The organism is Bacillus sp. DNRA2 (assembly GCF_012843265.1).
Lineage (GTDB): Bacteria > Bacillota > Bacilli > Bacillales > Cytobacillaceae > Bacillus_BU.
The window spans coordinates 1-24,583 of the sequence record NZ_JABAIT010000009.1 but is presented as its reverse complement, the minus strand read 5'-3'; the positions used below and the strand labels follow the sequence as shown (position 1 = coordinate 24,583).

General features: G+C 39.3%; 24 protein-coding genes and 1 other annotated feature. Of the genes, 5 read left to right on the top strand and 19 right to left on the bottom strand.

Translation table 11 applies throughout. The annotated features are described in order from the left end of the window. Positions 1 to 19: 19 nt before the first annotated feature. From HHO41_RS09540 to HHO41_RS09530, 3 genes are read right to left on the bottom strand one after another with little or no spacing between them, the layout of a single operon-like run. Positions 20 to 943, bottom strand: a complete 924-nt coding sequence (locus HHO41_RS09540) for a hypothetical protein (protein ID WP_169097888.1) — start codon at positions 941 to 943, stop codon at positions 20 to 22. 6 nt (positions 944 to 949) lie between these two features. Next, on the bottom strand, positions 950 to 1,378 hold the full coding sequence (locus HHO41_RS09535) for a prepilin-type N-terminal cleavage/methylation domain-containing protein (RefSeq protein ID WP_169097886.1): 429 nt from the start codon (positions 1,376 to 1,378) through the stop codon (positions 950 to 952). Next, positions 1,375 to 1,830, bottom strand: coding sequence for a type IV pilus modification PilV family protein (locus tag HHO41_RS09530; RefSeq protein WP_169097884.1), 456 nt, complete (start codon positions 1,828 to 1,830; stop codon positions 1,375 to 1,377). The genes HHO41_RS09535 and HHO41_RS09530 overlap by 4 nt, the downstream gene beginning before the upstream one ends. A 304-nt stretch (positions 1,831 to 2,134) precedes the next feature. Here HHO41_RS09530 and HHO41_RS09525 point away from each other — a divergent pair, with 304 nt between their 5' ends. From HHO41_RS09525 to HHO41_RS09515, 3 genes are read left to right on the top strand one after another with little or no spacing between them, the layout of a single operon-like run. Continuing rightward, positions 2,135 to 2,635 (top strand): type IV pilus modification PilV family protein, encoded by a 501-nt coding sequence (locus HHO41_RS09525; protein ID WP_169097882.1) that lies wholly within the window; start codon positions 2,135 to 2,137, stop codon positions 2,633 to 2,635. An 8-nt stretch (positions 2,636 to 2,643) separates the two neighbouring features. Further along, the gene (locus HHO41_RS09520) at positions 2,644 to 3,087 is read left to right on the top strand and encodes a type II secretion system protein (protein WP_169097880.1); all 444 of its coding nucleotides are present in this window, start codon (positions 2,644 to 2,646) and stop codon (positions 3,085 to 3,087) included. 12 nt (positions 3,088 to 3,099) lie between these two features. Further along, positions 3,100 to 4,383, top strand: coding sequence for a hypothetical protein (locus HHO41_RS09515; RefSeq protein WP_169097878.1), 1,284 nt, complete (start codon positions 3,100 to 3,102; stop codon positions 4,381 to 4,383). A 53-nt stretch (positions 4,384 to 4,436) separates the two neighbouring features. Here HHO41_RS09515 and HHO41_RS09510 read toward each other — a convergent pair whose 3' ends face one another. The 8 genes from HHO41_RS09510 to HHO41_RS09475 all read right to left on the bottom strand — a co-directional run bounded on the left by HHO41_RS09510 (position 4,437) and on the right by HHO41_RS09475 (position 13,664). Further along, positions 4,437 to 5,876 carry a type II secretion system protein gene (locus tag HHO41_RS09510; RefSeq protein ID WP_169097876.1) on the bottom strand — a complete coding sequence of 480 codons (1,440 nt, stop codon included), beginning with the start codon at positions 5,874 to 5,876 and terminating at the stop codon, positions 4,437 to 4,439. Continuing rightward, positions 5,877 to 6,308, bottom strand: a complete 432-nt coding sequence (locus HHO41_RS09505) for a type II secretion system protein (RefSeq protein ID WP_169097874.1) — start codon at positions 6,306 to 6,308, stop codon at positions 5,877 to 5,879. A 3-nt stretch (positions 6,309 to 6,311) separates the two neighbouring features. Next, positions 6,312 to 6,767, bottom strand: coding sequence for a type IV pilus modification PilV family protein (locus HHO41_RS09500; RefSeq protein WP_169097872.1), 456 nt, complete (start codon positions 6,765 to 6,767; stop codon positions 6,312 to 6,314). Between the two features lie 226 nt (positions 6,768 to 6,993). After that, entirely contained in the window at positions 6,994 to 8,493 is a 1,500-nt protein-coding gene (locus HHO41_RS09495) for a pilus assembly PilX N-terminal domain-containing protein (protein ID WP_169097870.1), read from the bottom strand. Positions 8,494 to 8,501: 8 nt separating this feature from the next. Continuing rightward, entirely contained in the window at positions 8,502 to 8,915 is a 414-nt protein-coding gene (locus HHO41_RS09490) for a prepilin-type N-terminal cleavage/methylation domain-containing protein (protein WP_169097868.1), read from the bottom strand. Between the two features lie 9 nt (positions 8,916 to 8,924). Continuing rightward, positions 8,925 to 9,359: a prepilin-type N-terminal cleavage/methylation domain-containing protein gene (locus HHO41_RS09485; protein WP_169097866.1), complete on the bottom strand. Its 435-nt coding sequence runs from the start codon at positions 9,357 to 9,359 to the stop codon at positions 8,925 to 8,927. Positions 9,360 to 9,607: 248 nt separating this feature from the next. Next, the gene (locus HHO41_RS09480) at positions 9,608 to 10,939 is read right to left on the bottom strand and encodes a bifunctional folylpolyglutamate synthase/dihydrofolate synthase (protein ID WP_169097864.1); all 1,332 of its coding nucleotides are present in this window, start codon (positions 10,937 to 10,939) and stop codon (positions 9,608 to 9,610) included. A 79-nt stretch (positions 10,940 to 11,018) separates the two neighbouring features. Next, entirely contained in the window at positions 11,019 to 13,664 is a 2,646-nt protein-coding gene (locus tag HHO41_RS09475; protein WP_169097862.1) for a valine--tRNA ligase, read from the bottom strand. Positions 13,665 to 13,750: 86 nt separating this feature from the next. After that, positions 13,751 to 13,983 (bottom strand) — a binding site (T-box leader). Between the two features lie 276 nt (positions 13,984 to 14,259). Between HHO41_RS09475 and HHO41_RS09470 the strand changes: the two genes are divergently transcribed. Further along, the gene (locus HHO41_RS09470; RefSeq protein ID WP_169097851.1) at positions 14,260 to 14,451 is read left to right on the top strand and encodes a hypothetical protein; all 192 of its coding nucleotides are present in this window, start codon (positions 14,260 to 14,262) and stop codon (positions 14,449 to 14,451) included. Positions 14,452 to 14,519: 68 nt separating this feature from the next. Here the strand turns inward: HHO41_RS09470 and ysxE are convergent, their stop codons facing one another. The 8 genes from ysxE to hemA form a co-directional block, all read right to left on the bottom strand. Next, a complete protein-coding gene (gene ysxE, locus HHO41_RS09465) occupies positions 14,520 to 15,578 on the bottom strand; it encodes a spore coat protein YsxE (protein WP_169097849.1) in 1,059 nt (352 codons plus the stop codon). 101 nt (positions 15,579 to 15,679) lie between these two features. After that, positions 15,680 to 16,999, bottom strand: a complete 1,320-nt coding sequence (gene spoVID, locus HHO41_RS09460) for a stage VI sporulation protein D (RefSeq protein ID WP_169097847.1) — start codon at positions 16,997 to 16,999, stop codon at positions 15,680 to 15,682. A 336-nt stretch (positions 17,000 to 17,335) separates the two neighbouring features. Beyond that, on the bottom strand, positions 17,336 to 18,625 hold the full coding sequence (gene hemL, locus HHO41_RS09455) for a glutamate-1-semialdehyde 2,1-aminomutase (RefSeq protein WP_169097845.1): 1,290 nt from the start codon (positions 18,623 to 18,625) through the stop codon (positions 17,336 to 17,338). 62 nt (positions 18,626 to 18,687) lie between these two features. Beyond that, positions 18,688 to 19,671, bottom strand: a complete 984-nt coding sequence (gene hemB, locus HHO41_RS09450; RefSeq protein ID WP_169097843.1) for a porphobilinogen synthase — start codon at positions 19,669 to 19,671, stop codon at positions 18,688 to 18,690. A gap of 19 nt (positions 19,672 to 19,690) precedes the next feature. Then, entirely contained in the window at positions 19,691 to 20,476 is a 786-nt protein-coding gene (locus HHO41_RS09445) for a uroporphyrinogen-III synthase (RefSeq protein WP_169097841.1), read from the bottom strand. Continuing rightward, positions 20,473 to 21,408, bottom strand: coding sequence for a hydroxymethylbilane synthase (hemC, locus tag HHO41_RS09440; RefSeq protein ID WP_169097839.1), 936 nt, complete (start codon positions 21,406 to 21,408; stop codon positions 20,473 to 20,475). Before hemC ends, HHO41_RS09445 begins: the two co-directional genes overlap by 4 nt. Before the next feature lie 15 nt (positions 21,409 to 21,423). After that, on the bottom strand, positions 21,424 to 22,257 hold the full coding sequence (locus tag HHO41_RS09435; RefSeq protein WP_169097837.1) for a cytochrome C assembly family protein: 834 nt from the start codon (positions 22,255 to 22,257) through the stop codon (positions 21,424 to 21,426). Positions 22,258 to 22,271: 14 nt separating this feature from the next. Further along, the gene (gene hemA, locus HHO41_RS09430) at positions 22,272 to 23,618 is read right to left on the bottom strand and encodes a glutamyl-tRNA reductase (protein WP_169097827.1); all 1,347 of its coding nucleotides are present in this window, start codon (positions 23,616 to 23,618) and stop codon (positions 22,272 to 22,274) included. Between the two features lie 372 nt (positions 23,619 to 23,990). On the opposite strand from hemA, the gene HHO41_RS09425 reads away from it, so the two are divergent. Next, positions 23,991 to 24,473: a LiaI-LiaF-like domain-containing protein gene (locus tag HHO41_RS09425; protein WP_169097825.1), complete on the top strand. Its 483-nt coding sequence runs from the start codon at positions 23,991 to 23,993 to the stop codon at positions 24,471 to 24,473. Positions 24,474 to 24,583: the final 110 nt, after the last annotated feature.

Genomic DNA, 24,583 nt, shown 5'->3' with positions numbered 1-24,583 from the left:
ACTATTTTTACCATAAATGTTATTTGTATGTTGCGTTTATGATTATTTCATTTCTATCCCAAATTGCACCTAAAGGTGTATGGTAGTATTCCTCTGCAATGATTCCACTAGTCCCATTAGCTATTTCTGAGGCACAATCCAGTGGTTTCTTCACTTTAGGCATCGGATCCGGATCATCAGGTCCATATACATATAATTTTCCTTTTACACACATGAGCGCATTCTTGCCATCGTCTTGATGCAATTGAATATCATAAACATGAGCATCCTCATTAATCGTAAAATACGTTCCGGCATTTGTAGTCACAATCGCTCCCAATGAAACAATTCCTTTTGAAAACGTAAGGACGTCCTTTTCGTTTGTACTTTTAAAAGTAAAGCCATTCGCAAAATAGTATTGATCAGATTGAATTGTATTGGCATCTTGGTGTGTGTATGCTGGGTCAGTTTCTACATATTTATATTCACCTGACTCGTATTCTGGAAATTCATTAATAGCAGCCACCGGTGCTTCTATCGTGCCTTCAATTTGAAACATTTCATTTAGTGCAGACCCTGTTGACTTAAAGGCAATAGAAACCTTATCAATATTAGCGAAATCATTTAATGGTGTTGGCGTAACAATTAAATCAGATAATGTATAGGAAATCCCATCTCGTACTTTGAACGTTTGATTATTGATTGCTGCAAGTTTTGTTTCTAGAATCGTTTGAATATTTGATGGTTTTAGTGAAGTTTTATTGGCGATTAAGGTTTGAAAAACAAGTTCTTTTAAGTGAACAACTCCCATTTCGGCTACATTAGTAGCTTGAATGTCCTCACCCGTTTTCGTTACCTGTTTTGTAGTTGTCGTATTGAGCGCCATTAATGTGATACCAATAATCGAGAAACTGGCAATGATGAGCAAAACAACCACTAAACTTGACCCCTTTTGATTTCTCATGATTGCTTACACTCCTCTCGATAACGTCGTCCTAAGCGTGTAGCTATCATTTCCATGGATGATTTTAATGTTGATCATCACCGGTGCCTTATTTTTAACAATAATCGCTTCGTTTGTTTCATAAGTTTCGTTGTCATATTGAATTTCAGCGTTATAGTTATACTTGTCTGAAACAGTCGTTCCATTTAATTCGATCTTATCGGTATATATAGTTAATTGATATGTCGTCCCGCTATTGTATTCATTTTTACTAAAATACTCTTTCCGAAGAATGGTCGCTATGTAGTTCGCTTCTTGTTGAAGGTCAACATCCTTCTTCGTGTCCTCGCCCTGGCGAAATCCAGTAATATAAATAGAAGTTGCAATTGTTACAAACAGCGTTGTTAGCAACAAGCCTGCCAATAATTCAATGAGGGTAAAACCATTGCGTTTCAATTTAGGTCCCTCACTTTATACCCATATGTCTCATATACCTCATTTCTTGTCCCATTAATATCTTCCTCAATGATCACGGTAATGAGATTTAATTTTTCTAACGCTACGGGTGATTGTAAAACAGTTTGGGTCTCTACTACTGTATTCGCTTGACTGATATAAACCTTTGGAAAATAGTGATGATTGTTGACAACAATCCCTTGAGCGGAGTCGTAACCAATGAGGCTTTCTAGCTGTTCTTGCGTTAATGTCGAAGTATAATTTGAATCTCTGACTTTAATTAGGACCTCTTGACTAAGCTGACTAGCGGAACCTATGCCTTTATTGATTTCAACATGTGTTCTAGATTGGAGAAAATAACCGAAAAATACGGTGAAGATAATGGATAAAATCGTAATCGATAGGAGGATTTCAAGCAGCAAATATCCGTTTTCATTTTTAATTGGACACATGACTACTTCCCCCTATTTTATTTTCTGAATAGTATCCTTCATCTATATCATAACAAATTTCGACAAAAATACACTATTTATCATTACTACTTACTATTTTGTTTCATCCATCTTAAATACTATTCAAAGAAACTTCATATCCGTTTAACAATAAGATTAAACAGTTCAAATATTCTGGTATATGATATACTAATAAAAGGTAATCATGATTAATTTTGGTATTTTAATATACATATTTTTACCACTATATATACATTGTTATATCATCGTATTATCCTGTTTCACCTTTGAAAGGAATGATTTTATGATATTAATCCGCTCTGAAAAAGGTGTTACCCTCATAGAAGTCATCGCATCCATTACTATTCTATCGATTGTGTTAATTACGTTCTTTAATTTTTTTCCACAAATGGGTTTCATGAATAAACAAAATGAGGACAAGCTCCAGGGAATTAATACTGCCAAACTGGTAATGGTTAAGTGGAAGGAGTCCGATAAAGTAAAGGCTATTATAAGAAACTACACTAGCTCGAATGTGGATCCAAATTCACTCAACGATGATACACTCAATTATGATTATGGGGAAAAAATAAATAAAGATGAAGACTCAGATGTTGATGCACTATTATATACAGCATCTATTGGAGATTTAACCGCCAAAATCGAAATACTAGTTGATTCTGATTTCGATAGCGCATTCAAAACAGAAGCACATCAAATCCACGTCACTGTGCTTAACAACAAAGACAAACTCCTTAGTGAATCTTATGGGTATGTGATATCAGAACCAATTGGATGGGAGTGAAACTTCTAATGAATAACGAACGTGGAATTACATTAGTTGAAGGATTAGCAGCATTAGTAATTCTCTCCATCATTGGTGTGCTAATTTGGAATGTTTTTTTTCAAGGATATAAATATTCCCAAAATGCCGTTTCAAAAAATACGATGCAGCAAGAAGCTAACATCATTATCACTAACCTCACCAGAATCCATCAAACCTCCCAAGAGTACACCATTACAAATTCTAACGGAGTCGTTACGATTACGGCAACCAACCCGGATGTATCCACAAAATTTAAGAACTCAAAAGTAAACTATTGGATTAAAGAGAGCAAAACAGAAGTCGACGAACAAGACAGGACAATAGGGCCAGTTAACCCTAAAATAAGTAAGATGGAACTATTTATCATCATTAAAGATAAGCAGGACTCTAGGAATAAAGTCGAAATTGAAACATTACTTTATCGACTTTAGGGGGAAAAGTTGATGAAAACTTTTAAAAATGAAAGTGGATATTCTCTTTTGTCAGCCCTACTAATTATTACTATATTTACAATCATTTTCCTCGCCTTCGTAGGATATTCCTTTACCACTTCTAAACAAAACACTACGGTTGAAAAACAAACGAAGTCTGTTGCATTTGCAGAAATGGGAATAAATTATGTTGAGGCAGCTATTAACGATATATATCAGTCAAATAAGGATGATATTGATGATGAAATTCTTGCTGAAATGAAAAATGATATAACTGATAAAGATTATACTGATTTAGCCTTGGATAAAATGAAGACCTGTTTAGATCAGGGTTTGGAAGATTTATTTAAACTTGAAGAAAATACTTTCTTGAACAATTCAGTACCTAATCCAATCTATGCGAAAAGTATTAATTCTGACATTTCTAACCCTAACATTATCATTCGTGATTTCAATCTTATAAAAAATTCTACTGATGATAAAATTACGATATCATTTGTTTCTGAGGGTAAGAATATTGGTGGTGATAATGTACCGCTTCAGACAGAAATGGAAATAACCATTACAGAAAATGAAGTAGATGATGGGGGGATTCACGTTGGTGTAGTTCTTCCTAAGTTTAACAGTATTATCGCTCCATCAGGTGGTAACTGTGATTTCCCGAAAAACTGTGACGGACTTCTAATTAAACCAGCCGCAGGCCTTTTAGAATCTGTCATTGAGTTTCTAACCACAATAACCGATAACATTAACAACACCGTTAATAAGACGATTTTTTCAACAAAAGGCATAACCTTAAATGGAAATCTTAATAGTACAGAAAGTTTAAAATTACACGCAGTAGAGAGAATTCTAATAAAAAATAATATGAATAACTCAAATAATTTAGTATTAGAGACGCTATCTAATTTGACTCTTAATGGTAATACAGATTTTCTTGGTAAATCAACACTTTATATCGGTAAAAGTTTGACCAATAATAAGCATCTTAATTTAGCAGGAGATACCGTTGCCTTTGTGGAAGAGAATCTTAATATCAATGATAAGTTCAATATGAGTTCGAACGCAAAAATGTGTGTCAAAAATAATATAAACATAAAAGACTTAAGTTATATTACGATTGATAGTGATTTGGGATTGATTGTAAAAAATAAAGTATTTGTAAATGGCAGAGAGACAACTGAACAAATAGCAGGTATTAAAACAAGTGAAAATGATTGGGAAGAATTATGCGAATGCCAAATTCCATACACTTGGTCCAAGGATATAAGTAATAATGTTGACTATCAATATTAAGAAGATGTGATGGGCTTCCATCACATCTTTTTTAACTTAATAAATCAACTAGTTTAATAGCTATAATCAAACTTCGGTGATATATCCATAGTTCCCCAGCTAATTGTTTGATCTGAGGATGGTGCGTTACAGCTGCACTCTTTTTCAAAATCAGCGGGATTTGTATTTACGTATGTGGAGTTTTTTGTGTACGTCGTAGATTTAGCATAGATTTTACTAGAGTTATCTTTATTTATATTGACATTATGTTTCGGGTCGAACACGCCATCGACACATAATTTTGCATTGTTATTTAAATTAATTGCATCGTCCACATCTGTGTAACCTTTAATATGGAGGATGGACTGATTAAGGGTGAAGCCCTTTTTTAAATAGGTATCATCTGTAACATATACTCTGGAATTATTAGTAATGTTCAATGTTTCATGGAATGTAACCTTTACGTCTTCACTTGGATTTCCTTTAACATATAAGAACGAATTATTAATTGAAGTATTTTTCTTAAAATCAGCATTCCCAACATAAATGTTTGAATTCCCTTTAATGTCTACAACCTTATTAAAGTCAGCAAATCCATTAACATAAAGATTCGACTGATTTTCGATGGTCAGTCCATCTGACATTGAGAAGTTAATATCGCCACCAACGTATAGATTGCTACCTGTAAATCGTACGGATTTTTTAAAATCAACATTATTTTCCACATAAATCGTTGATTTTGAAATTGGGAAATTCATATTTCCGTTTACATCCATCGATTTTAGTTTAACTATCGATTCGTTAAATTTTAGCTCGTTAAAATTGCTACCTGTAATAATGTCACGAGGATCACGACACGATTTACTTGAATAATCAAATTCATTTGTGAAGGTGCAACCATTAATGATATTACTTGGGAACGTTATCGTTAATTCCGGCGGCAAATCGACCAGTAGCGTTGGGCTCGGTGTCTGATTCGCACCTTGAACCATCGTGATAAAATTAGCGAAGCTAATCGTCACACTTGCTGTGATTTCCGAAGTTTTTCCGTTATTATTGCCGATACTTTTTGAGGTGACAATGAGTTCATCCCCTGTTTCACTTTTAACAAAACTAATTTGATCAATCGTAAATGAGGCATTTGTTTTATTTTTCATTGGCACGGTTACAGTATTGATTTCATCGTCCAGTTTTTCAATTAATATTTCGATTGAACGTTCCGTAAAATGTTCTTTAGGATTCGCGACGTCTCCAGTTGTACGCTGTTCTGTCTCAATTTCAGTCCGGACTGATTGAATCAAGTCATTGGCAGCATTTTTCACAGCATATTCGAAGTATTTCGCACCCATTTCAGCCAATTCAATGGACTGTGATTTCTTCTCTGCCATAGCATTTTGCTTCGTACTAGAAAATGAATTAGATATTAAGGCAATGGATAATACGCCAAAAACAGTGATTGTTAGCAAAACGGTTAACAGAGCATAGCCTTGATTATTTTTCAAAATGAACTTCATTCATTCATCACCACTCTTTAAGCGGGATAAGACAGTCTCAATTGTCACTTTATTATGTACGTCATTCTTATCGGCCGCAGTTAATGTAAAATCAAAATTTTCCTGATTCGGATTGACGGATTTATTACCAGTGAAATTTGAACTGAAGCATATTTGCGGATGTTCCAATACAAGCGTTTTAGAACTGTTGGATACTGTAATCTTACATTCATTAACCTTTATTTGATAAGTTGTAGCAGAACCTCGATGAAAATTCGCAAGTGAGGTGATTACATAATTGGCTTCCTGCTGAATCTGGCTTTTCTTAATCGTGTCATTCGAAAATTCATATCCCTGAAAATATACATTCCAGATGACTATCCCAATAATCGAGAGGATAGTAACTGCTGCCAATACCTCAAGTAGCGTGAGACCCTTATCATTACGATACATAGCTTATTCCCCCACGACCATGTAGCCAAAACTTTCGCCAATAATTTTATTTTTAATGTCCTGCAATTGTACGTGAATTTGATATACCTTTGTTGGGCTTGCTTTCGGGATGTTTTCTCCTAAATCTGAACCTTTAGCAATTTTTACAATTACTTTTTGGTTATTTCTTGTTGTTTCTGAGACATAATATGCGCCTTGGTCTGTTAAATAAGCGGGTTTGGTATTAATGGCCGGATTTAACAGGAAGTTCTTTACCTCCGTTTTTTCTTGCCATTGGATGAGCACCTGTCGCGCAGTATTAATCCCCTGTAGCTTTGTTTCATTTTGTTGATTTAAGAAACCCATCTGTGGAAAAACATTTAAAATGGTGACAAGAATGAGGGACAAAATCACAATCGAAAGAAGAACTTCGAGAAGCGTTATTCCATCTTGATTTATTATTTGTTTCAGCTTCCTCATCAGCAACACCTCACTTTTTTTGCACAGTCAATAATTATTAATTATCCATATTTATAGTACTATTTTCCTAAATAGAGAGGTTTGATAATTATCATACATTCTGAGAATATTTATTGTCTATTAAAAAGTTCCTATATTCCGGTAAAGTGACAAATCACTGTGTTAATAAGAATTTGTAGATGCCAAAAAAGAGAGCCCAGCTTAAGCTCCCTTTTTGGCATATCAATTATTTACTTTCCCTGCTCGGTTTTTTGGTTAATAAATCATTCATCGATGCGGATGCACTATCTGGAGGGAAGAATGGCAAATCCCCGTTGTTCACGTTTGTAAAATTAATCCTACTTCCACCATCAGCTGTTAATGATTTTGCAATGATAGAACCTTTGACTGTTGCACCGCCTGAAGCATAGAATGTGGCATTTGGCGCATAAAATAGCTGCGCTATCGCATAGGCTCCACCATCAATAGTCACAGTCTTTCCACCTGTAATAATGTGGCCCTGAAAGCCAGAACCCTCAGTAAAATTTAGATTAGCATCCTCAGCAAAAAGTGAGCCATAAATTTTCTGTGCTCCACCTATCGTGAGTGTTTTTGGAGTTGTCGGAACTCCGGAGCCCTTTAAATAAATATTTAGCTTGTTTACATTCTGACCAGTGTTTATCACACTTCCTGAGCCCATCGTGATATTTCCCTTAACATAAATAGTTAATTTCCCAGTACCAACAATGTTGATAAACCCATTTGGCATATCAAGGTTATTTACGACGATACTTCGATCCACCGACCCCACATTAATGTTTAAAGTGTAGCCAGAAGCAAAGCGAATGTCAGTAAAATTAAGATTTTGAGTCATATTCAATGTAAAGCCATTGACAAGCCAGTTGTCAATTCGCAAAGCACCGTTTGAGATGACATCATAGCTATTATTGCCGCTCACTACCTTTTCATTGGCTGGAGTTGTGAAAGTTGGAATCGTTGGAAACGGAGGTAGCGTAAACGTTTTAACAGCTGAAATCTTAGTCGGATTACTCACTGTGATATATGACGGCTTCGTTATTACTCCGCTACCTGCACTCGGTCCGACATAAATTGGACCACTAATCGTGGAGCCACCATCAAGAATAATCGAACCATTCGCTGAGGAATTTGTGCCGACACCACCTGAAATAATCGCTCCGCCATCAAGGCTTACTGTGTTATTCACAAAGACAGCCGTATCAGTTGGAATCATTGAGCTTGCGCCACTTGTTTTGGGAATCCACTTAATAGTGAACTGTTTTTCAACTATTCTGTTTCGGTCACCAATTATTCCTTTGGAAATAATTTTGTATTGTCTCTCTGGTGAGGTTGTTGTTTGACTATTAATCTTTGTTTCTGCTCTCGGCTGCTCCCCAAATGACTTTTCAAAATCATCATAAATCACTTGTTGACCAACAGACAGTTGTGTTTCTATATTATTAAAAAATTGCGTTTCTGTTGTTGCATTATTATAGATTCCCATCACTTTAGAGCTAACCTCATTCATGCGATAGGTTGCACCAGATTCGGCAATGTAGTAGGTAGATTCATAATTCCGCTCGCCAACACTTTGCTTTTGATTGGTTGCAGCGAGCCCTAACAAACCGAGCCCCATAACTGATACAATCACTACTATGAATAACGCCATAGCAAGCGCAATACCCTGTTCATTTTGTAAAAGCCGTAGCGTTTTCTGTGTCTTTTTCATCGTCTCACCTATTCCCGGATATAGATCGTTGTTGTTCGTACGACGGGATTCTGATTGTTTGTCGATTGACCTTCTAGTAAAAGAGTTATTTTATTAGCATCCTTGCTCACTTCAAATTTTTTTATTTTCGAGACAAATGATTGGTTATTCTTTTGAAGCGTATTTCCGACGAGTTGGTATATATCCGAATTGACGGTTAAGACATTGTTTTGAACCGTTACGGTATTAGCACTACGAATTTCCTTTGTTAGTGTGCTGATGGCGATGCGTATATTCGTCTGTTTCTCGATGTCGTCAACCTGCTTGGTTACTTGCTTTTGACTAAAAAGTTGAACAGAGTTTGCAAGCAAGAGGACCATTGATAAAAGCGCTAGTACACTCAAAAGCTCGACAAGAGTCATGCCACGGTTGTTTTTGATCATGGTTGTCACCTACGTTTGCTTCCATGTTATTAGCATTTCCATTTGCGCTTCCTGTTTTTGCTTCGTTTCATCACGATAAATTTTTATCACAGCAGCACCGCTTGCTTTTATATTAAGAAAAACATAACGATTATTGCTTTTTTTTGCGTAGCATGCGCCACTTGGACAGCCTGTTGTGATTTTCGAATAACCTAAATTAGTTGTTATCTTTGTGGAACTGTTTGCTAAAGTTGTGGTTGTGGAAATATTGTAGACGGCTTCCATTTCGGTTTCTGAAATATAGGTTGAGTCTACCCTATTCTTTGCGGTCTCCGTCGACCGGGCAGATTGAACAAACATAGATAGAAGAGACACGATAACGATAGAAATAATGACCAAAGCAGCTAAGATTTCAACTAAGGTCATTCCTTTATCAGAGACGATTTTCTTGTTAAAAATATTCATGATGTGCAGCTCCTAAAATGTTTACAATCGGACAATATCGTTACCTAATTATTATTCGACAATATCTTTCATTATATTTTAAATTTCGACCAATGTCATCTTTCATAATAGATCCTTTACTCCAAATAAGGTGAAGTAATTGTGGCGGTTGAAAGGGCGGTGTTGTAGGTAAGATTACGAATGAATTAGTTATAAAAAAAAATAAGGACAACCCTCGTTGTTGATAAGTCAAGGGTTGTCCTTTGTGTTTATTTTAGCAGTTGAAGAAGGTATGGCTTCACCTCTGATAGGAAATAGAGGGAGCCTGTGATAACGAGGATTTCGTTATCTGTTTTTTGTTGCGAAAGTGTCTTCGCTTGTTGCTGTAACAGACGTTGGAGTCCTTCGCGCCAATCCGGCTCAATTTGTTTGTTTGGATGTGAGCTTAGCGCTGCTAAATCCTCTGCTTTTGATGCTCTTGGATAGTCGAATTGCGTAAAGATCAAATTGTCTGCAGTTTCATCCAGTTTTGCGATCATTTTATCTAGTTTTTTATCAGCAAGAGCAGTGAAAAAGATGTTAATGCGTTTGCCTTGATAGCGCTGCTTCAGCTCATTTGCGAGGGCGTCGATGCCCTCTTGATTGTGTGCGCCGTCGATGATGATGGTTGGCTGCGCGGAAATTAGTTCGAAGCGCCCTGGCCAATATGCCTTATTTAGACCTTTACGAATTTGCTGTTCATCAAAAAGGAACGCATAAAACTGGGATAGTATTTGTGAAGCCATCACCGCTAGTGCGGCATTATCAATTTGATGTTGACCAAGCATTGAAATTTGGAGCTTGTTCAGGGCTTTCAGCAGTGCTGAACTAAAATTAAATTCTGCTCCGTTTGGTAAAGTTAGTATGTCTGTTGCTTTGAACTCGGTACCGAGTTGGTATAACGATGCATTTACTTGTTTCGCCTTATCTAGGATAACCTGTTGTGCTTCAGGCTGTTTCACCGCAGTAATGATTGGTACACCATTTTTAATGATACCTGCTTTTTCTGAGGCAATTTGCTCGTATGTATCTCCCAGAATATTCGTATGGTCGAGCCCAATGCTCGTGATAATCGATAGCAACGGATGGATGACGTTAGTCGAATCGAAACGACCGCCGAGTCCCACTTCAAATAAGGCGATATCAACTGGATTAATTTTTGCAAAATAATAAAGTGCCATCGCTGTTATCACTTCAAATTCGGTCGGACCACCGAGTTCGGTTTTTTCTAATTCTTCAGCGAGTGGTTTGATTGTGTTAGCAAGTTCAAGCATTTCTTTGTCAGAAATTGGTTTACCATTTATGCTGATGCGCTCATTGAAGTGTTCAAAATAAGGCGACGTAAACGTTCCGACGTAGTAGCCCGCTTCTTCAAGAATGCTGCGCAGGAAAGTTAGCGTGGAGCCTTTGCCGTTTGTGCCACCGATGTGGATCGTTTTGATATTACGTTCAGGATGATTAAGGCGCTCCATCATCCATTCCATTCGTTTGAGACCAGGTTTGATGCCGAGCCGGAGCCGGCCATGAATCCAGTCTAACGCTTCATCATACGTTTGAAACATAGCTCTGTTCACCTCCAGAAATCTTACGCGTTTTAACGCTTTAATGCAGTGGGGGACTGTCCCCCACTGCACTAATGGATTAAAGTGTTTTTAGTTCGTTTAGGCGTTCTTGTACGGCTGCACGTTTTTCGATGTAGTCTGCTTCTTTGGCACGTTCTTCTTCGATTACTTTCGCAGGAGCTTTGGCGACGAAGCCTTCGTTGCTAAGCTTTTTCTGAACGCGTTCAACCTCTTTGTTAAGCTTATCAAGCTCTTTTCCGAGACGAGCAATTTCTTCATCTAAATTGATTAAACCTGCTAACGGTAAGAAGATTTCAGCACCTGTTACAACTGCTGTCATCGCCTTTTCAGGTGTGTCAATGTCAACGCCGATTACAAGCTCTTCAGGATTACAGAAACGCTCGATGTAGCCACGGTTGCTTTCAAGAACTGCCGCAACACCAGCATCCTTAGCTTTCAGCACCATTTTGATTTTCTTGCTTAGCGGTGTGTTTACCTCGGCACGACTGTTACGAACGGAGCGAATGATCTCCACTAATAGCTTCATTTCGCTAGACGCCTGATCGTCAACTAATGCTGGGTCAACTACTGGCCAGCTTGCCGTTGTGATCGACTCACCAGCGTGTGGCAGGTTCTGCCAGATTTCTTCGGTAATAAATGGCATAAATGGATGTAACAGGCGCATCGTTTGATCCAACACATACGCTAAAATTGAGCGAGTTGTTTTCTTCGCTGCTTCATCGTCACCGTATAGTGGGAGTTTCGCCATTTCGATATACCAGTCACAGAAATCATCCCAGATGAAGTTGTAGAGATAACGGCCAACTTCACCGAATTCGTAGCGGTCAGATAGGCGCGTTACGTTTTCAATTGTTTCGTTTAAACGAGTTAAAATCCATTTATCGGCTACTGATTTTTCACCGCTTAGATCGATTTCGTCATAAGTCATTCCGTCCATATTCATTAAGGCAAAGCGAGATGCGTTCCAAATTTTATTAGCAAAGTTCCAAGTTGCTTCTACCTTTTCTGTGCTATAACGCAGATCTTGACCTGGTGAGCTTCCTGTTGATAAGAAGTAGCGCAAGGAGTCGGCACCGTATTGGTCGATTACCTCCATTGGGTCCACACCATTGCCAAGCGATTTACTCATCTTGCGGCCTTGTGCATCACGAACTAAGCCGTGAATTAATACGTCATTAAACGGACGTCCACCCGTGAACTCGATACCTTGGAAAATCATTCGGGATACCCAGAAGAAAATGATATCGTAGCCAGTTACAAGGGCTGCTGTTGGGTAGTAACGCTTGTAATCGGCAGCTTCCGCATTTGGCCAGCCTAAGGTTGAAAATGGCCATAATGCAGATGAGAACCAAGTATCCAAAACGTCATTGTCCTGTACCCAGTTTTCGCTATCAGCCGGTGGCTCGTTTTCTACGTAAATTTCGCCTGTTTCTTTGTGGTACCATGCTGGAATGCGATGACCCCACCAAAGCTGACGGGAAATACACCAGTCACGAATGTTTTCCATCCAGCGCAAGTATGTTTTCTCGAAACGTTCTGGTACAAAGTTTACCTTGTCTTCTTTTTCCTGTAAGGCAATAGCAGCATTAGCTAATGGTTGCATTTTTACAAACCATTGCGTGGAAAGATAAGGCTCAACTACTGCGCCACTGCGCTCAGAGTGACCTACTGAGTGTAAGTGTTCCTCAATTTTGAACAGAACACCCTGCTCTTGAAGGTCTTTGACGATTTGCTTACGGCATTCGAAGCGGTCCATACCTTGGTATTTGCCGGCGCGTGCATTCATCGTGCCGTCTTCATTCATCACTAACACGCGTTCTAGATTGTGGCGGTTTCCAACTTCAAAATCGTTCGGGTCATGAGCTGGGGTAATTTTAACCGCCCCTGAACCGAATTCCATATCAACATAATCATCGCCAACGATTGGGATTTCACGACCAACGATTGGCAGAATCACTGTTTTTCCAATCATGTGTTTGTAGCGTGGATCCTCAGGATGAACAGCTACCGCCGTATCACCAAGCATTGTTTCCGGACGAGTTGTTGCTACTTCAATGTGACCTGAGCCATCAGCAAACGGATATTTCATATGATAGAAGGCACCTTGAACATCCTTGTAAATAACCTCAATATCGGACAAGGCAGTTTTGGTTGATGGATCCCAGTTAATAATGTATTCACCACGATAAATTAAACCTTTTTTGTAAAGAGAAACGAAGACTTCTTTAACGGCATCAGAAAGGCCTTCATCAAGCGTAAAGCGCTCACGCGTATAATCTAAACCAAGGCCAAGCTTTGACCATTGCTGGCGAATATGTCCTGCATACTCTTCCTTCCATCTCCATGTTTCCTCAACAAATTTCTCACGACCTAAATCGTAACGGCTTTTCCCTTCACCGCGTAGCTTTTCTTCAACTTTAGCTTGCGTAGCGATTCCGGCATGGTCCATACCTGGCAACCATAAAACATCATAGCCCTGCATCCGCTTCATTCTAGTTAAAATATCTTGAAGGGTTGTATCCCAAGCGTGACCTAAGTGGAGCTTTCCGGTTACGTTTGGCGGTGGAATCACGATTGTGTAAGGCTGCTTGTTAGCGTCACCCTTCGCCTCGAAAAATTTACCTTGTAACCACCAATCATAGCGGCCTTGTTCGATCGACTGCGGATCGTATTTGGTTGGCATTGAAATTTCTTTCGTTTCCATTTGTTTACCTCCATTTTTGAAAAAATTAATATGTACATCCGTACAACTTGATGTTTTTTTGAAAAACAAAAAACCCCATTCGTCATTAAAAGGACGAATGGAGTTAGCTTCGCGGTACCACCTTTATTCCAGTTAGCACAGTATTCGCGCTAATTGGCACTTGAACCTTTAACGGATGTCCCGTCTCCAACTACTGATAAGTGTTCGCTGGAGATGCTCAAGGGCGACCTTCCAATGGTCTGTTTAGGAAGCTTTCAGCTAACACTTCCCTCTCTAGAAAACAGATAAACATTGTACTCTTCCCTATCTTCGCAATGTTTTCATTTGTATGCTCCGCTTCTTTTGTGCGGAAAAATTGTTCATAAATTATACTACCCAAAAAGAGGGACTTGCGTCAATCATCTTTGCCGATTTTTTTCTAGTATATACATTTTCATTGGAAATGTTTTGTCACCCGTTAGCACTTTTCAAAAAAAATGGGCATAGAATGTAGAAAAGCGCAAGCACCACTCTCATCCTGTGAAGCTTGTCCCTATAGGCAATTGGGCTTTCACTAGACACCGCTTAAGTTAAATGTTTGAAGGGGGATTCAAAGTTGAAGCGTAAATACAGTCCCTATACCCTTCCGCCATGGCTTCGAACGTTCCGTAATGTGTGTGGGCAATTTATTATTCCTTTTTGTGTATTTCAGGGGATTCGCACAATATTCTTACCAACAACCTTTGATGTCCTATTTCTAACCATCCTCATCCTACTCGCACTTGCATTCCAGTTTGAACTACTTTAAAGCATTAACGCATTGGGGGACTGTCCCCCAATGCGTTAATGCGAAAAAGGAGCCCACGTTGACGATTGTCACTGTTGGGCTCCTTCTTGCTGTGCCTGGGCTTGTGCTTGGGCCTTTTCTTTTTGTTGGCGATCAATTTCACCTAGCCTCCGTACAACATACTCAATATTGCGCAGTTGCCAATAATGGCGCTGCAATTGCAGGGTATATTTCATTTCCTTCTTAGGCGTTTGCTGCTTATGGTATTTTTGCACGACGCGAAGCAATGCAGTAGGATGGGTAAAATAGCTGAGCATAAGCTGCTTTTCCTCATCCTTAAGCGGAAAATAATTGTAATAGGTTTGCAGCCAATTAATACTGTCTTCACTATATTTCGGAAATCCCTTCAAAGTTCGGAACAAATATGGCAATAAATCCTGATACGGAGAGCCCGGTTTAGCATTTTCAAAGTTCATAAAATAACCATAGCCCTTATCGTCATATAAGAAATGATCCGTTGATAATTTCCCATGAATCAATACTGTGCGAATCTTCTCTTCATCCTTTGTTTTTTCATACCATTCTTCAAGCTGCTGTTTTGAAAAACGCAAGGCTGAATGAATATCATTGTAATAAGTACAAAATTGCAGTTCAAACGGAGACATGTAGACTTTCTTTTCGCAACGTTCCAAGAAACCGACTAAAAACTCTTCATCCTTTTCAAGCGCAAGCAGTGTATTTTCATAGTGCTCCTTGCGTTCTTCCTTTCGGATCGGATATTCACGAACAGATAAGGTATGCAGTCGCGCTAACTCACGGAACAATTTTTTATTTTTATCATCGTGCTCTTCCTTGACCTCATTCGGTAGCCATGGCATTAAATAATACAGCATGTTTTGGTGGAGTACAGCATAACGTCCATCAAGCGTTGGATAAATCGGAACGACACGATTATATCCTTTTTGATATAAAAACTGGATGTGACGAATAAATTCAGTACCTTGCGCTGGCGGTATCGATTTTAAAGCAAACATCCCTTTTTCAGACGTAATACGCTTAATTTTTCCCAAATCCTCAACAAAATATGGCTTTACCCCGTAGCTCGAAAGAATAGCAGATACTTCATCAAGATTAATGTTTGAACTCATGTATTTCACTCACTTTCAATCAGTAAAGCGAAGCTCTTTAAGACGGGTTAATTTGAAAAAACAGGAGAGCAGGTCGAAATCTACCTGCTCAAATGAATTCCTTATTTGTTGGCTGCTGTTTCCGGTATATAAAGGACTTGCCCTTCATACACATCCTGGTTCGCCTCTAAATGGTTGACCCGCATAATCTGCTGGATTGGTAATTCATAGCGCTCCGAAATTCGATCAAGGGTGTCGCCATGTTGCACTATGCACACCTTTAGTTTCGCCTGTAATTCATTATCTGTCTTGCGTCCTAAAAACTCAGAAATGGACATGCTCTTCTTTTTAGTTAACTTTTGCATTATGCTTTTCTTTTCCTGCGGCGACGAAGACGAGGAAGATGATTCTAGCTCTGGACTCTCCGCCTGAGAATACTGTGCCGATTCATACTTAGCAGTATCAGGACTTTCAAAACTCGGTTCGATATTCAACTCTTGCTGTGGAGATTGCTCAGATCGTTTTGATGAGAAAGTAAACTCTGGAAGCTTTGGAATTGCAGGCGGTGATGGTGGTTCAGGTTGTGACACCGCTGCAGGCTTTACCCATGAAAATGGCGAGTCATTTGCAACTTCCTCTTCAGGCTGCCGCTTAGCTTCTGCTGAAAACGGTCGTTGATAATCAAATTGATCTGGCTCCTGGTCATCATCGTCAAAATCGTCCGTATCGTCATCGACTTCATTAGGGTAGGAGAGAATGAAATTTGGAGAATATGATGGAGCTTGCAAGCCTATCTCCTCCGAATGCTCCTCCTGCTCGGAACGATACAATGGTTCAAATTCTTCTTCCACCTCATGCTCTTCGTCCTGCTCTTGTTGATAGTTGCGAATTGGTTCGGCCTCTTCCTCATCATAGCTGTCCGTTTCCTGCTGTGCTTCTGCAATTTCATAAGCTCCGCGAACGACCTCAAATTCTTGCTCTGGCTCAGCTTCATCGATAGGGACATTTTGCTGCTCCCCGTACAACCCTGAAATAGTGAGCTCCGCAACGAGGCGAAGGCAGCTTCGTTCCGGTACAGCGTAATCGAACGAATCAATGGAAACATCGATATCGTACACACTTTCAATCCGATTATTCGGAATCGTGATATCAACCGGGAATCGGTGCAGGAATTCACAAAGCCCGCCCTCCCGTTCCTCAACGGATTGAACAAATTTCGGTGCGGAAATGATGTCTTCCTGTTCAGTTACTTCCTCATCTACTCTCTTATATTCGCCTGTTAATTCAAGCGAGCCGCGAATCGCAACATATTGATCGTTTTCAATGATGGTGATGTTTGGATCTAAAGAGATCGATAATAGATCAGCGACTTCCTGTCCTTTTTGAAACCACACTGACTCTTCTAAGGAAAATCGTAGAAACGATTGATTTTCTTGAGACAAAGCGACTCCTCCCTTCATTCCCTCTACTGTCATTACACTGTATGTATGGGAGGTTTTATTTATGATAAAAACAAAGCAGGGTTGTTGGAGGAATATGAGATTGAGTGGGGATTAATATGGGTTTGTGAGTAAATTTTGATTTTGGCAAATAAATCTCGAATTTGGCAAATAAATTCGCAAAATGGCAAGTAAATCTCGATTTTGGCAAGTAAATTCGCAAAATGGCAAATAAATCTGGATTTTGGCAAGTAAATCAAAATTTTGGCAAATAAACCGCAAACAAACAAGCAAGCGAACATAAAAAACAGCCCGGAAACCAGTTCCGGGCTGCAACCTTTACCCGCGCAGCTTAGAGAATGCCTTTTCTGCTGCAGCGATAGTTTTTTGGATGTCTTCATCCGTGTGGGAAGTTGAAAGGAAGATTCCTTCAAACTGTGAAGGTGGTAGGAATACGCCTTCGTTCGCCATTTCACGGAAATAGTTTGCGAAAAATTCCAAATCAGAAGTTTTCGCTGTTTCGTAGTTAATTACATTTTCATTTGTAAAGAAGAAGCCAATCATTGAGCCTGCACGGTTGCAAGTTAATGGAACATCGTACTTGGCTGCAGCTGCTTTAAAGCCCGCTTCTAGTATGTCCGCTTTACGAATGAATTCCTCATAATCAGCCGGAGTTAGCTGGCTTAGTGTTTCAAGACCTGCAGTCATTGCTAATGGGTTTCCAGACAAAGTACCTGCTTGATAAATTGGTCCTGCAGGAGCGATTTGCTCCATGATTTCCGCTTTACCACCATAGGCACCCACTGGAAGTCCACCACCGATTACTTTTCCAAGGCAAGTGATGTCAGGCGTAATTCCGAAATAGCCTTGTGCACAATTGTAACCAACACGGAAGCCAGTCATGACTTCATCAAAAATCAATAACGCGCCGTATTGCGTAGTGATTTCACGTAAGCCTTCCAAGAATCCTGGTTGTGGTGGAACCACACCCATATTCCCTGCAACTGGTTCAACGATGATACAAGCGATGTCATCGCCGAATTGTTCGAACGCATAGCGAACGCTCTCTAAATCGTTGTAAGCGACCGTAATCGTGTTTTTAGCTACACCCTCAGGAACACCTGGGCTATCTGGTAAACCTAGTGTAGCGACGCCTGAGCCTGCTTTAATGAGCAAGGAATCACCATGACCGTGGTAACAGCCTTCAAACTTTAAGATTTTATTACGGCCTGTGTAACCGCGCGCTAAGCGTAATGCACTCATCGTCGCTTCAGTACCTGAAGAAACCATGCGAATCACTTCGATTGAAGGAACGCGGTCACGAACAAGTTTTGCCACTTCATTTTCAATTAAGGATGGAGCGCCGAAGCTTGTACCAAGTTCAGCAACCTTTTTAATAGCTTCAACAACACGGTCGTTTGTATGGCCAAGAATTAGCGGTCCCCATGAAAGAACGTAATCAATATATTCATTGCCATCGATATCGTAAATTTTAGAGCCTTTGCCGCTTGCCATGAAAATCGGATCCATGTTCACCGATTTGAAGGCGCGCACTGGTGAGTTCACACCGCCAGGCATTAATGTTTTAGCTTCTTGAAATGCTGCGATAGATTTTTCGTAAGAGCGCATGATAATCTCCTTATGTTCATTATCGTAGATATTCTATTTTATTTTTCTCTTAAAAATAAAAATTATGATTGTTCCTTAAGCCACTTAGCGGCATCTTTTGCAAAATAAGTAATGATAAGGTCTCCCCCTGCACGCTTCATGCCTGTTAGCATTTCAAGTACAGTGTTCTTTTCATCAACCCAGCCGTTTTGAGCAGCTGCTTTAACCATGGAATACTCCCCGCTCACGTTGTAAATGACAACTGGCAGATTGAAATTATTTTTCACATCACGGACGATATCTAAATATGGAAGACCTGGCTTCACAATTAAGAAATCCGCTCCTTCCAACACGTCAGATTCTGCTTCGCGAAGCGCTTCAATGCGATTGGCAGGATCCATTTGATACGCCTTACGATCGCCAAATTGCGGTGTACTTTCAGCTGCTTCACGGAATGGACCGTAGAACGCGGATGCATATTTTACGGCATAAGACATAATTGGAATATTTTCAAAGCCAGCTTCGTCTAAACCAGCACGGATAGCTGTAACGAATCCATCCATCATGTTAGATGGGGCGATAATGTCAGCTCCAGCCTTCGCTTGGCTTACTGCTGTTTGCACTAGCAAATCAAGTGATGCGTCATTTAACACCACACCATTTTCAATTAAGCCGCAATGGCCGTGGCTTGTGTACTCGCAAAGGCAAGTATCCGCAACAACCAAGACATCAGGATAGTTTTCTTTAATAAAACGAGTACCTTCTTGAACAATCCCGTGGTCATGGTAAGCGCCAGAGCCACAGGCATCTTTTTCAGAAGGAATCCCGAATAATAGAACAGATTTAATTCCTAAAGCCACCACTTCGTCCATTTCTGTAGCCAGATTATCCAATGATAATTGATAAATTCCCGGCATGGATGAAATTTCATTGCGAATGTTGCTTCCTTCAATGACGAAAATCGGGTAAATAAAATCGTCAACACTTAAATGGTTTTCGCGCACAAGTGCTCGCATGTTGGCACTTGAACGTAAGCGGCGATGGCGTGTAAATTGTAAATCTTTCATTTTTTTCACAACCTCCAATTTATGTAGTTGTCGTTTGATTTAATAAATCAATTACGGCGAGTAGCATATCTTTTACAGTGTAATCTTGCGGACAAACGTCAACAGTTAGTCCGTGTTGGATGGCTTTATTTTTTGACACTGGACCAATCACTGCAATCATACAGGCTTTTATTTTATCCTGTAATTGCTTCTCTTCAACGATTTCCATGAAATGATCAATCGTCGACGGACTCGTGAAGGTGAGCACATCAAGTTCTTCTTTTTCTAAAAACTCTACAAGTTTATTCTTGCTCTCCTCGGGAGCGAAGGTTTCATAAATCACTATTTCGGTTACATTTGCCCCGGCTTCGCTTAAACTTTGTGCAATAAAATCACGAGCTAAATTCCCCTTCGGAATCAACACCTTCATTCCAGGTTTAACGAGCGGCAAAAACTCCTCGACAAATCCTTCTGCGACATATTCTTTTGGGGTAAAATCAACCGGTACTCCGCGCCCAAGCAAAATTTCCTTTGTTCTAGCACCGATGACAGCGATTTTTGGAAGTGATCCCTTCCCTTTTTCACCGATAATACTAAAAAACGTATTAACAGCAACATTGCTTGTTAAAATAAGCCAATCATATGTATGTAAATCGTTAATCATCTGACGTAATTCAGCGGTTAACGTTACGGGACGAAAAGCAATAAGTGGAATTTCTACCGGAACTCCACCATATTGTCGCACTAAATCGGAAAAGGGCTTTGCTTGCCCTTTTCCTCTTGGAATCAATATTGTTTTACCTAATAAAGGTGTTGATTCGATCATTCTTGATCAAGCTCTGCTTTCACTTGGTCAATCAAATCTTTCCCGCCTTTTTCAATCAAGCGTTCAGCGACGATCACTCCGATATCTTCTGGGTTTTGACCAACTGTTTGTTCTTTAATGATGGTGTTTCCATCAGGAGAAGCAACTAAACCAGTTAAAACGACTTCGTCCTGTTCATTAATATAAGCGTAGCCAGCAATCGGCACTTGGCAGCCGCCTTCCATTTTTTGAAGGAAAGCACGTTCAGCGCGCACGGCACGGTCTGTATTTTTACAAGTGAATTTAGCAAATAATTCCAATAAATCCTCATCATCAGCACGGCATTCGATTGAAAGGGCACCTTGTCCAACTGCAGGTACACAAAGATCTGCATCGATATAATCGCTGATAACTTCCTCTGCCCATCCTAGACGCTTTAGTCCAGCAGCTGCAAGAACAATCGCATCGTACTCGCCATTTTTAAGTTTTTCAACGCGCGTATCGATATTACCACGAATCCATTTGATTTCAAGATCCGGGCGCTTCGCTAGAAGCTGTGCACTGCGACGTAAACTGCTAGTACCAATAACCGCACCTTGTTTTAATTGATTAAAAGGAACATTGTCTTTTGAAATTAGCACATCGCGGTGGTCTTCACGATGTGGAATACATCCAATTGTTAAGCCTTCAGGAAGGACTGCAGGCATATCTTTCATACTGTGGACTGCCATATCGATCTCTTTATCAAGCATAGCTTGCTCGATTTCTTTTACAAAAAGACCTTTCCCACCTACTTTAGATAAAGTTACATCTAAAATGCGGTCTCCTTTTGTAACGATTTCTTTTACTTCGAAATCAAAAGAAGGATCTAAGCTTTTTAATTGAGCGATCACCCAGTTCGTTTGTGTTAACGCTAGTTTGCTACGTCTTGAACCTACAATAATTTTTCTCATGACAGCCTCCTTGAATTATGCATACCAAATATGAAATGTTGATAGTTTTCCAAATAAAAAGAAGTTTAAAATGACAATCAAAAATGATGCCATATTCCAAAATGCGAGTGTCCGGCCATATACATTTTTCCGTACCCGCAAGTAAATATAAACGCTGTAAGTGCAGAGCATGATAAAGGAACTAATGACCTTCGGATCATACCAAATTACATTGGGTAATTTGATCAAGGCCCATTGAAGTCCTAGAACTAAACTTATAAATAGTATCGGAACCCCAATTACATTTAATACATAGGATAGCCGTTCTAACTTTGACAAATCGGCAATCCTTGTCAGTCTTGTCCCCCATTTCTTCCTTTTCAATAAATCATATTGAATCAAGTACAATAGGGAAAACACGAAAGAAAAGGTGAATGCCCCGTAAGAAAGGATGGCCATAGTAATATGAATGAGTAAAAGCTCACTCACAAGCTGCTTTGCCATGACGACTGAGTTATATTGAACCGGTGCAAAAGTATGGATAGCCATTATGATAAAGCCGAGGATATTGGTGAAAAAGACAATGAAGTCCATCCGAAGTAATCGATTAATTCCAAGCGACAACGTCACCAAAATCCAAGAATAGAAATATAGACCTTCAAACACGGTGAGAACCGGAAATCTACCCGTTTTTACCATATAAAGAATGAAAAAAGTTGTTTGAAGCCCCCATACAAATGCAAGTAACCAGAAGGCTACTCGATTAGCCTTCCGGTTATTATCAAGAAAATCAATAAAATATAAGAGCACACTTATGGCATACACAATAACCGTAAGTTCGTGCAGCCGAGTCATATATAAATCAAACATGGACAGAACCTCACTTATACTTGGAAGGAAGCCTGTGGAACTTGTACCTTTTCAGCTTTCGTTTCGGCTGCTTTCAATACGCGCTGTTTCTCAACTAAATCCTCAATATTGAAAATTTTAACAAATAAATCAAGTTGTTGAGAAGCATTAGATTCTCCAGCTAGCTCTTTTGCTTGGAGGATTGGATCCTTTAGCATTTGATTAATAATACTTTTCGTATGCTTATTAATGACTTTTATATCACGCTCAGAAAGATGTGACAGCTTTCTTTCCATGCTGTTCATTGTTTCTGATTGAATTAAAAGCGCTTTTTCACGCAAGGCAGAAATAACAGGCACAACACCTAGTAGACTTAGCCATTGCTTGAAATCGACAATTTCCTTTTCAATCATGAGCATAATCTTTTCGGCTGCTTTCTTCCGCTCTTGTAGATTGGCTTCAACAATACCTTCCAAGTCATCAATATCGTATAAAAACACGCCCTCAAGCTCGGCAATTTGCGGATCTAAATCGCGTGGCACTGCGATATCAACCATAAATAATGGATTGCCCTTGCGTAATTTCGTAATGTTTTGCATCATCTCTTTTGTGATGACAAATTGTGATGCACCAGTTGAACTAATCATAATGTCAGCTTCAACTAGGGCACATTGCAGTTCTTGAAGCGTTTTGGCTTCACCGTCAAAACGACTTGCTAAATCCAATGCTTTTTCAAAAGTACGGTTAATCACCGTTACTTTGCTTGCACCGTTAGCATGAAGATTTTGAATGGCAAGCTCGCCCATCTTTCCTGCTCCAAGAATGAGCACATTTTTCTCATTAAGCGTACCAAATATTTTTTTGGCAAGCTCCACTGCCGCATAGCTGACAGAGACAGCGTTTGCACCAATATCAGTTTCTGAATGACCACGCTTAGCAACGGTAACGGCTTGTTTAAACAACTGGTTAAAGACTGTGCCAGATGTTTCTTCCTTTTGAGCCAACAAGAAACTTGAACGGACCTGTCCAAGGATTTGCGTTTCACCTAATACCATTGAATTAAGACCACACGCCACCTTAAACAAGTGTTCTACTGCACCATCCTGCTCATAGATAAACAAGTATGGAGAGAACTCGTCCTGGTCTAAATTGAACCATTCGGACAGGAATTCTTTAATATAATAACGGCCAGTGTGAAGCTGATCCACGACCGCATATATTTCCGTACGGTTACAAGTAGAAATAATAACATTTTCTAGGATGCTTTTTTTCGATCTTAATATGTGCATTGCTTCGCCAATGTTCGCCTCATTGAACGTTAAACGTTCACGAATCTCTACAGGGGCAGTTTTGTAATTAAGACCGACAACAATAATATGCATTTTCTTATTGACCCCCCTAATAAAATTGCATATTCGCCATAACTCATTATATCATGTTGGTAATTTTCATCTGATTGGAAATGTGAACATAAAGTTAAATTCAAGTGACAAAAAATGCTTAACCATCCCCCATGGTTATCAACTGAAAAAGTTTAGTCACCTCTTTAAAAATCCCAATTTTCTAAAATAACCTAATCTATTATGAAAAAAATATATGTTTTACTATTTAAATATTGACCATTTATATCCAATCAAGGTACTTTTATATAGATGACCTTTTTCGTATGCTATAAATCGACATATTCTTTCTTATGAAGAGTAACAAAAAAAGAGATATTTTTCAAGGGAGCCTTTTTGGAAGTGGGGGTAAAAGTGAAAAATCAACGGTATTTTCTTGGGATTCTATTGATTGGCTTTGGGGGATATTTTCTGCTACAAAATACAAAAATTGACTTTCTTCAACAGTTTGTTGGATGGCCAACACTGATGATGATTGTTGGTATTGCGATGCTGTGGCAAGGTTACGCAGGAGGCGAACATGCGTTAATTTTTCCGGGGGTCATTTTATTTGGCTTCGGACTTCACTATCACGTAGTGACTCATCTGCACATTTGGCCCGACCATATTGGGGTATTTATCTTAATCGTGGCCTTTGCATTCATTCTCAGTTTTCAGATGACCGGAAACGGACTAGCAAATGGGCTTATTTTCTTAGGAATAGCAGTCGCTCTGTTGTTCCAAGACAGTCTCAATGATTGGATAGGAACGCTCGAGTCAAACGGTGCACTGCTACTTAAGTATTGGCCAGTTTTATTGGTTGGTGTTGGGTTTATTTTTTTCATGAAGCAAAAATAAAGAGGGCATGGATTAAAATGGTACCTGTAGGTAGGACACTCGAAAAAAAGAGTGTTTCACCTACAGGTATTTTTTTATATACTTGAATTTCAGAATATGGGGATAAGGGG

Coding starts and splice junctions, on each gene's coding strand:
- hemL (WP_169097845.1), bottom strand. CDS start 18,625: ATGCGCTCTTACGAAAAATCTATCGCAGCATTTCAAGAAGCTAAAACA.
- HHO41_RS09530 (WP_169097884.1), bottom strand. CDS start 1,830: ATGTGTCCAATTAAAAATGAAAACGGATATTTGCTGCTTGAAATCCTC.
- HHO41_RS09520 (WP_169097880.1), top strand. CDS start 2,644: ATGAATAACGAACGTGGAATTACATTAGTTGAAGGATTAGCAGCATTA.
- HHO41_RS09525 (WP_169097882.1), top strand. CDS start 2,135: ATGATATTAATCCGCTCTGAAAAAGGTGTTACCCTCATAGAAGTCATC.
- hemB (WP_169097843.1), bottom strand. CDS start 19,671: ATGAAAGATTTACAATTTACACGCCATCGCCGCTTACGTTCAAGTGCC.
- HHO41_RS09540 (WP_169097888.1), bottom strand. CDS start 943: ATGAGAAATCAAAAGGGGTCAAGTTTAGTGGTTGTTTTGCTCATCATT.
- HHO41_RS09495 (WP_169097870.1), bottom strand. CDS start 8,493: ATGAAAAAGACACAGAAAACGCTACGGCTTTTACAAAATGAACAGGGT.
- HHO41_RS09480 (WP_169097864.1), bottom strand. CDS start 10,939: ATGTTTCAAACGTATGATGAAGCGTTAGACTGGATTCATGGCCGGCTC.
- hemA (WP_169097827.1), bottom strand. CDS start 23,618: ATGCATATTATTGTTGTCGGTCTTAATTACAAAACTGCCCCTGTAGAG.
- HHO41_RS09490 (WP_169097868.1), bottom strand. CDS start 8,915: ATGATCAAAAACAACCGTGGCATGACTCTTGTCGAGCTTTTGAGTGTA.
- HHO41_RS09445 (WP_169097841.1), bottom strand. CDS start 20,476: ATGATCGAATCAACACCTTTATTAGGTAAAACAATATTGATTCCAAGA.
- HHO41_RS09505 (WP_169097874.1), bottom strand. CDS start 6,308: ATGTATCGTAATGATAAGGGTCTCACGCTACTTGAGGTATTGGCAGCA.
- HHO41_RS09485 (WP_169097866.1), bottom strand. CDS start 9,359: ATGAATATTTTTAACAAGAAAATCGTCTCTGATAAAGGAATGACCTTA.
- HHO41_RS09510 (WP_169097876.1), bottom strand. CDS start 5,876: ATGAAGTTCATTTTGAAAAATAATCAAGGCTATGCTCTGTTAACCGTT.
- HHO41_RS09475 (WP_169097862.1), bottom strand. CDS start 13,664: ATGGAAACGAAAGAAATTTCAATGCCAACCAAATACGATCCGCAGTCG.
- HHO41_RS09515 (WP_169097878.1), top strand. CDS start 3,100: ATGAAAACTTTTAAAAATGAAAGTGGATATTCTCTTTTGTCAGCCCTA.
- hemC (WP_169097839.1), bottom strand. CDS start 21,408: ATGAGAAAAATTATTGTAGGTTCAAGACGTAGCAAACTAGCGTTAACA.
- HHO41_RS09435 (WP_169097837.1), bottom strand. CDS start 22,257: ATGTTTGATTTATATATGACTCGGCTGCACGAACTTACGGTTATTGTG.
- ysxE (WP_169097849.1), bottom strand. CDS start 15,578: ATGAGTTCAAACATTAATCTTGATGAAGTATCTGCTATTCTTTCGAGC.
- HHO41_RS09500 (WP_169097872.1), bottom strand. CDS start 6,767: ATGAGGAAGCTGAAACAAATAATAAATCAAGATGGAATAACGCTTCTC.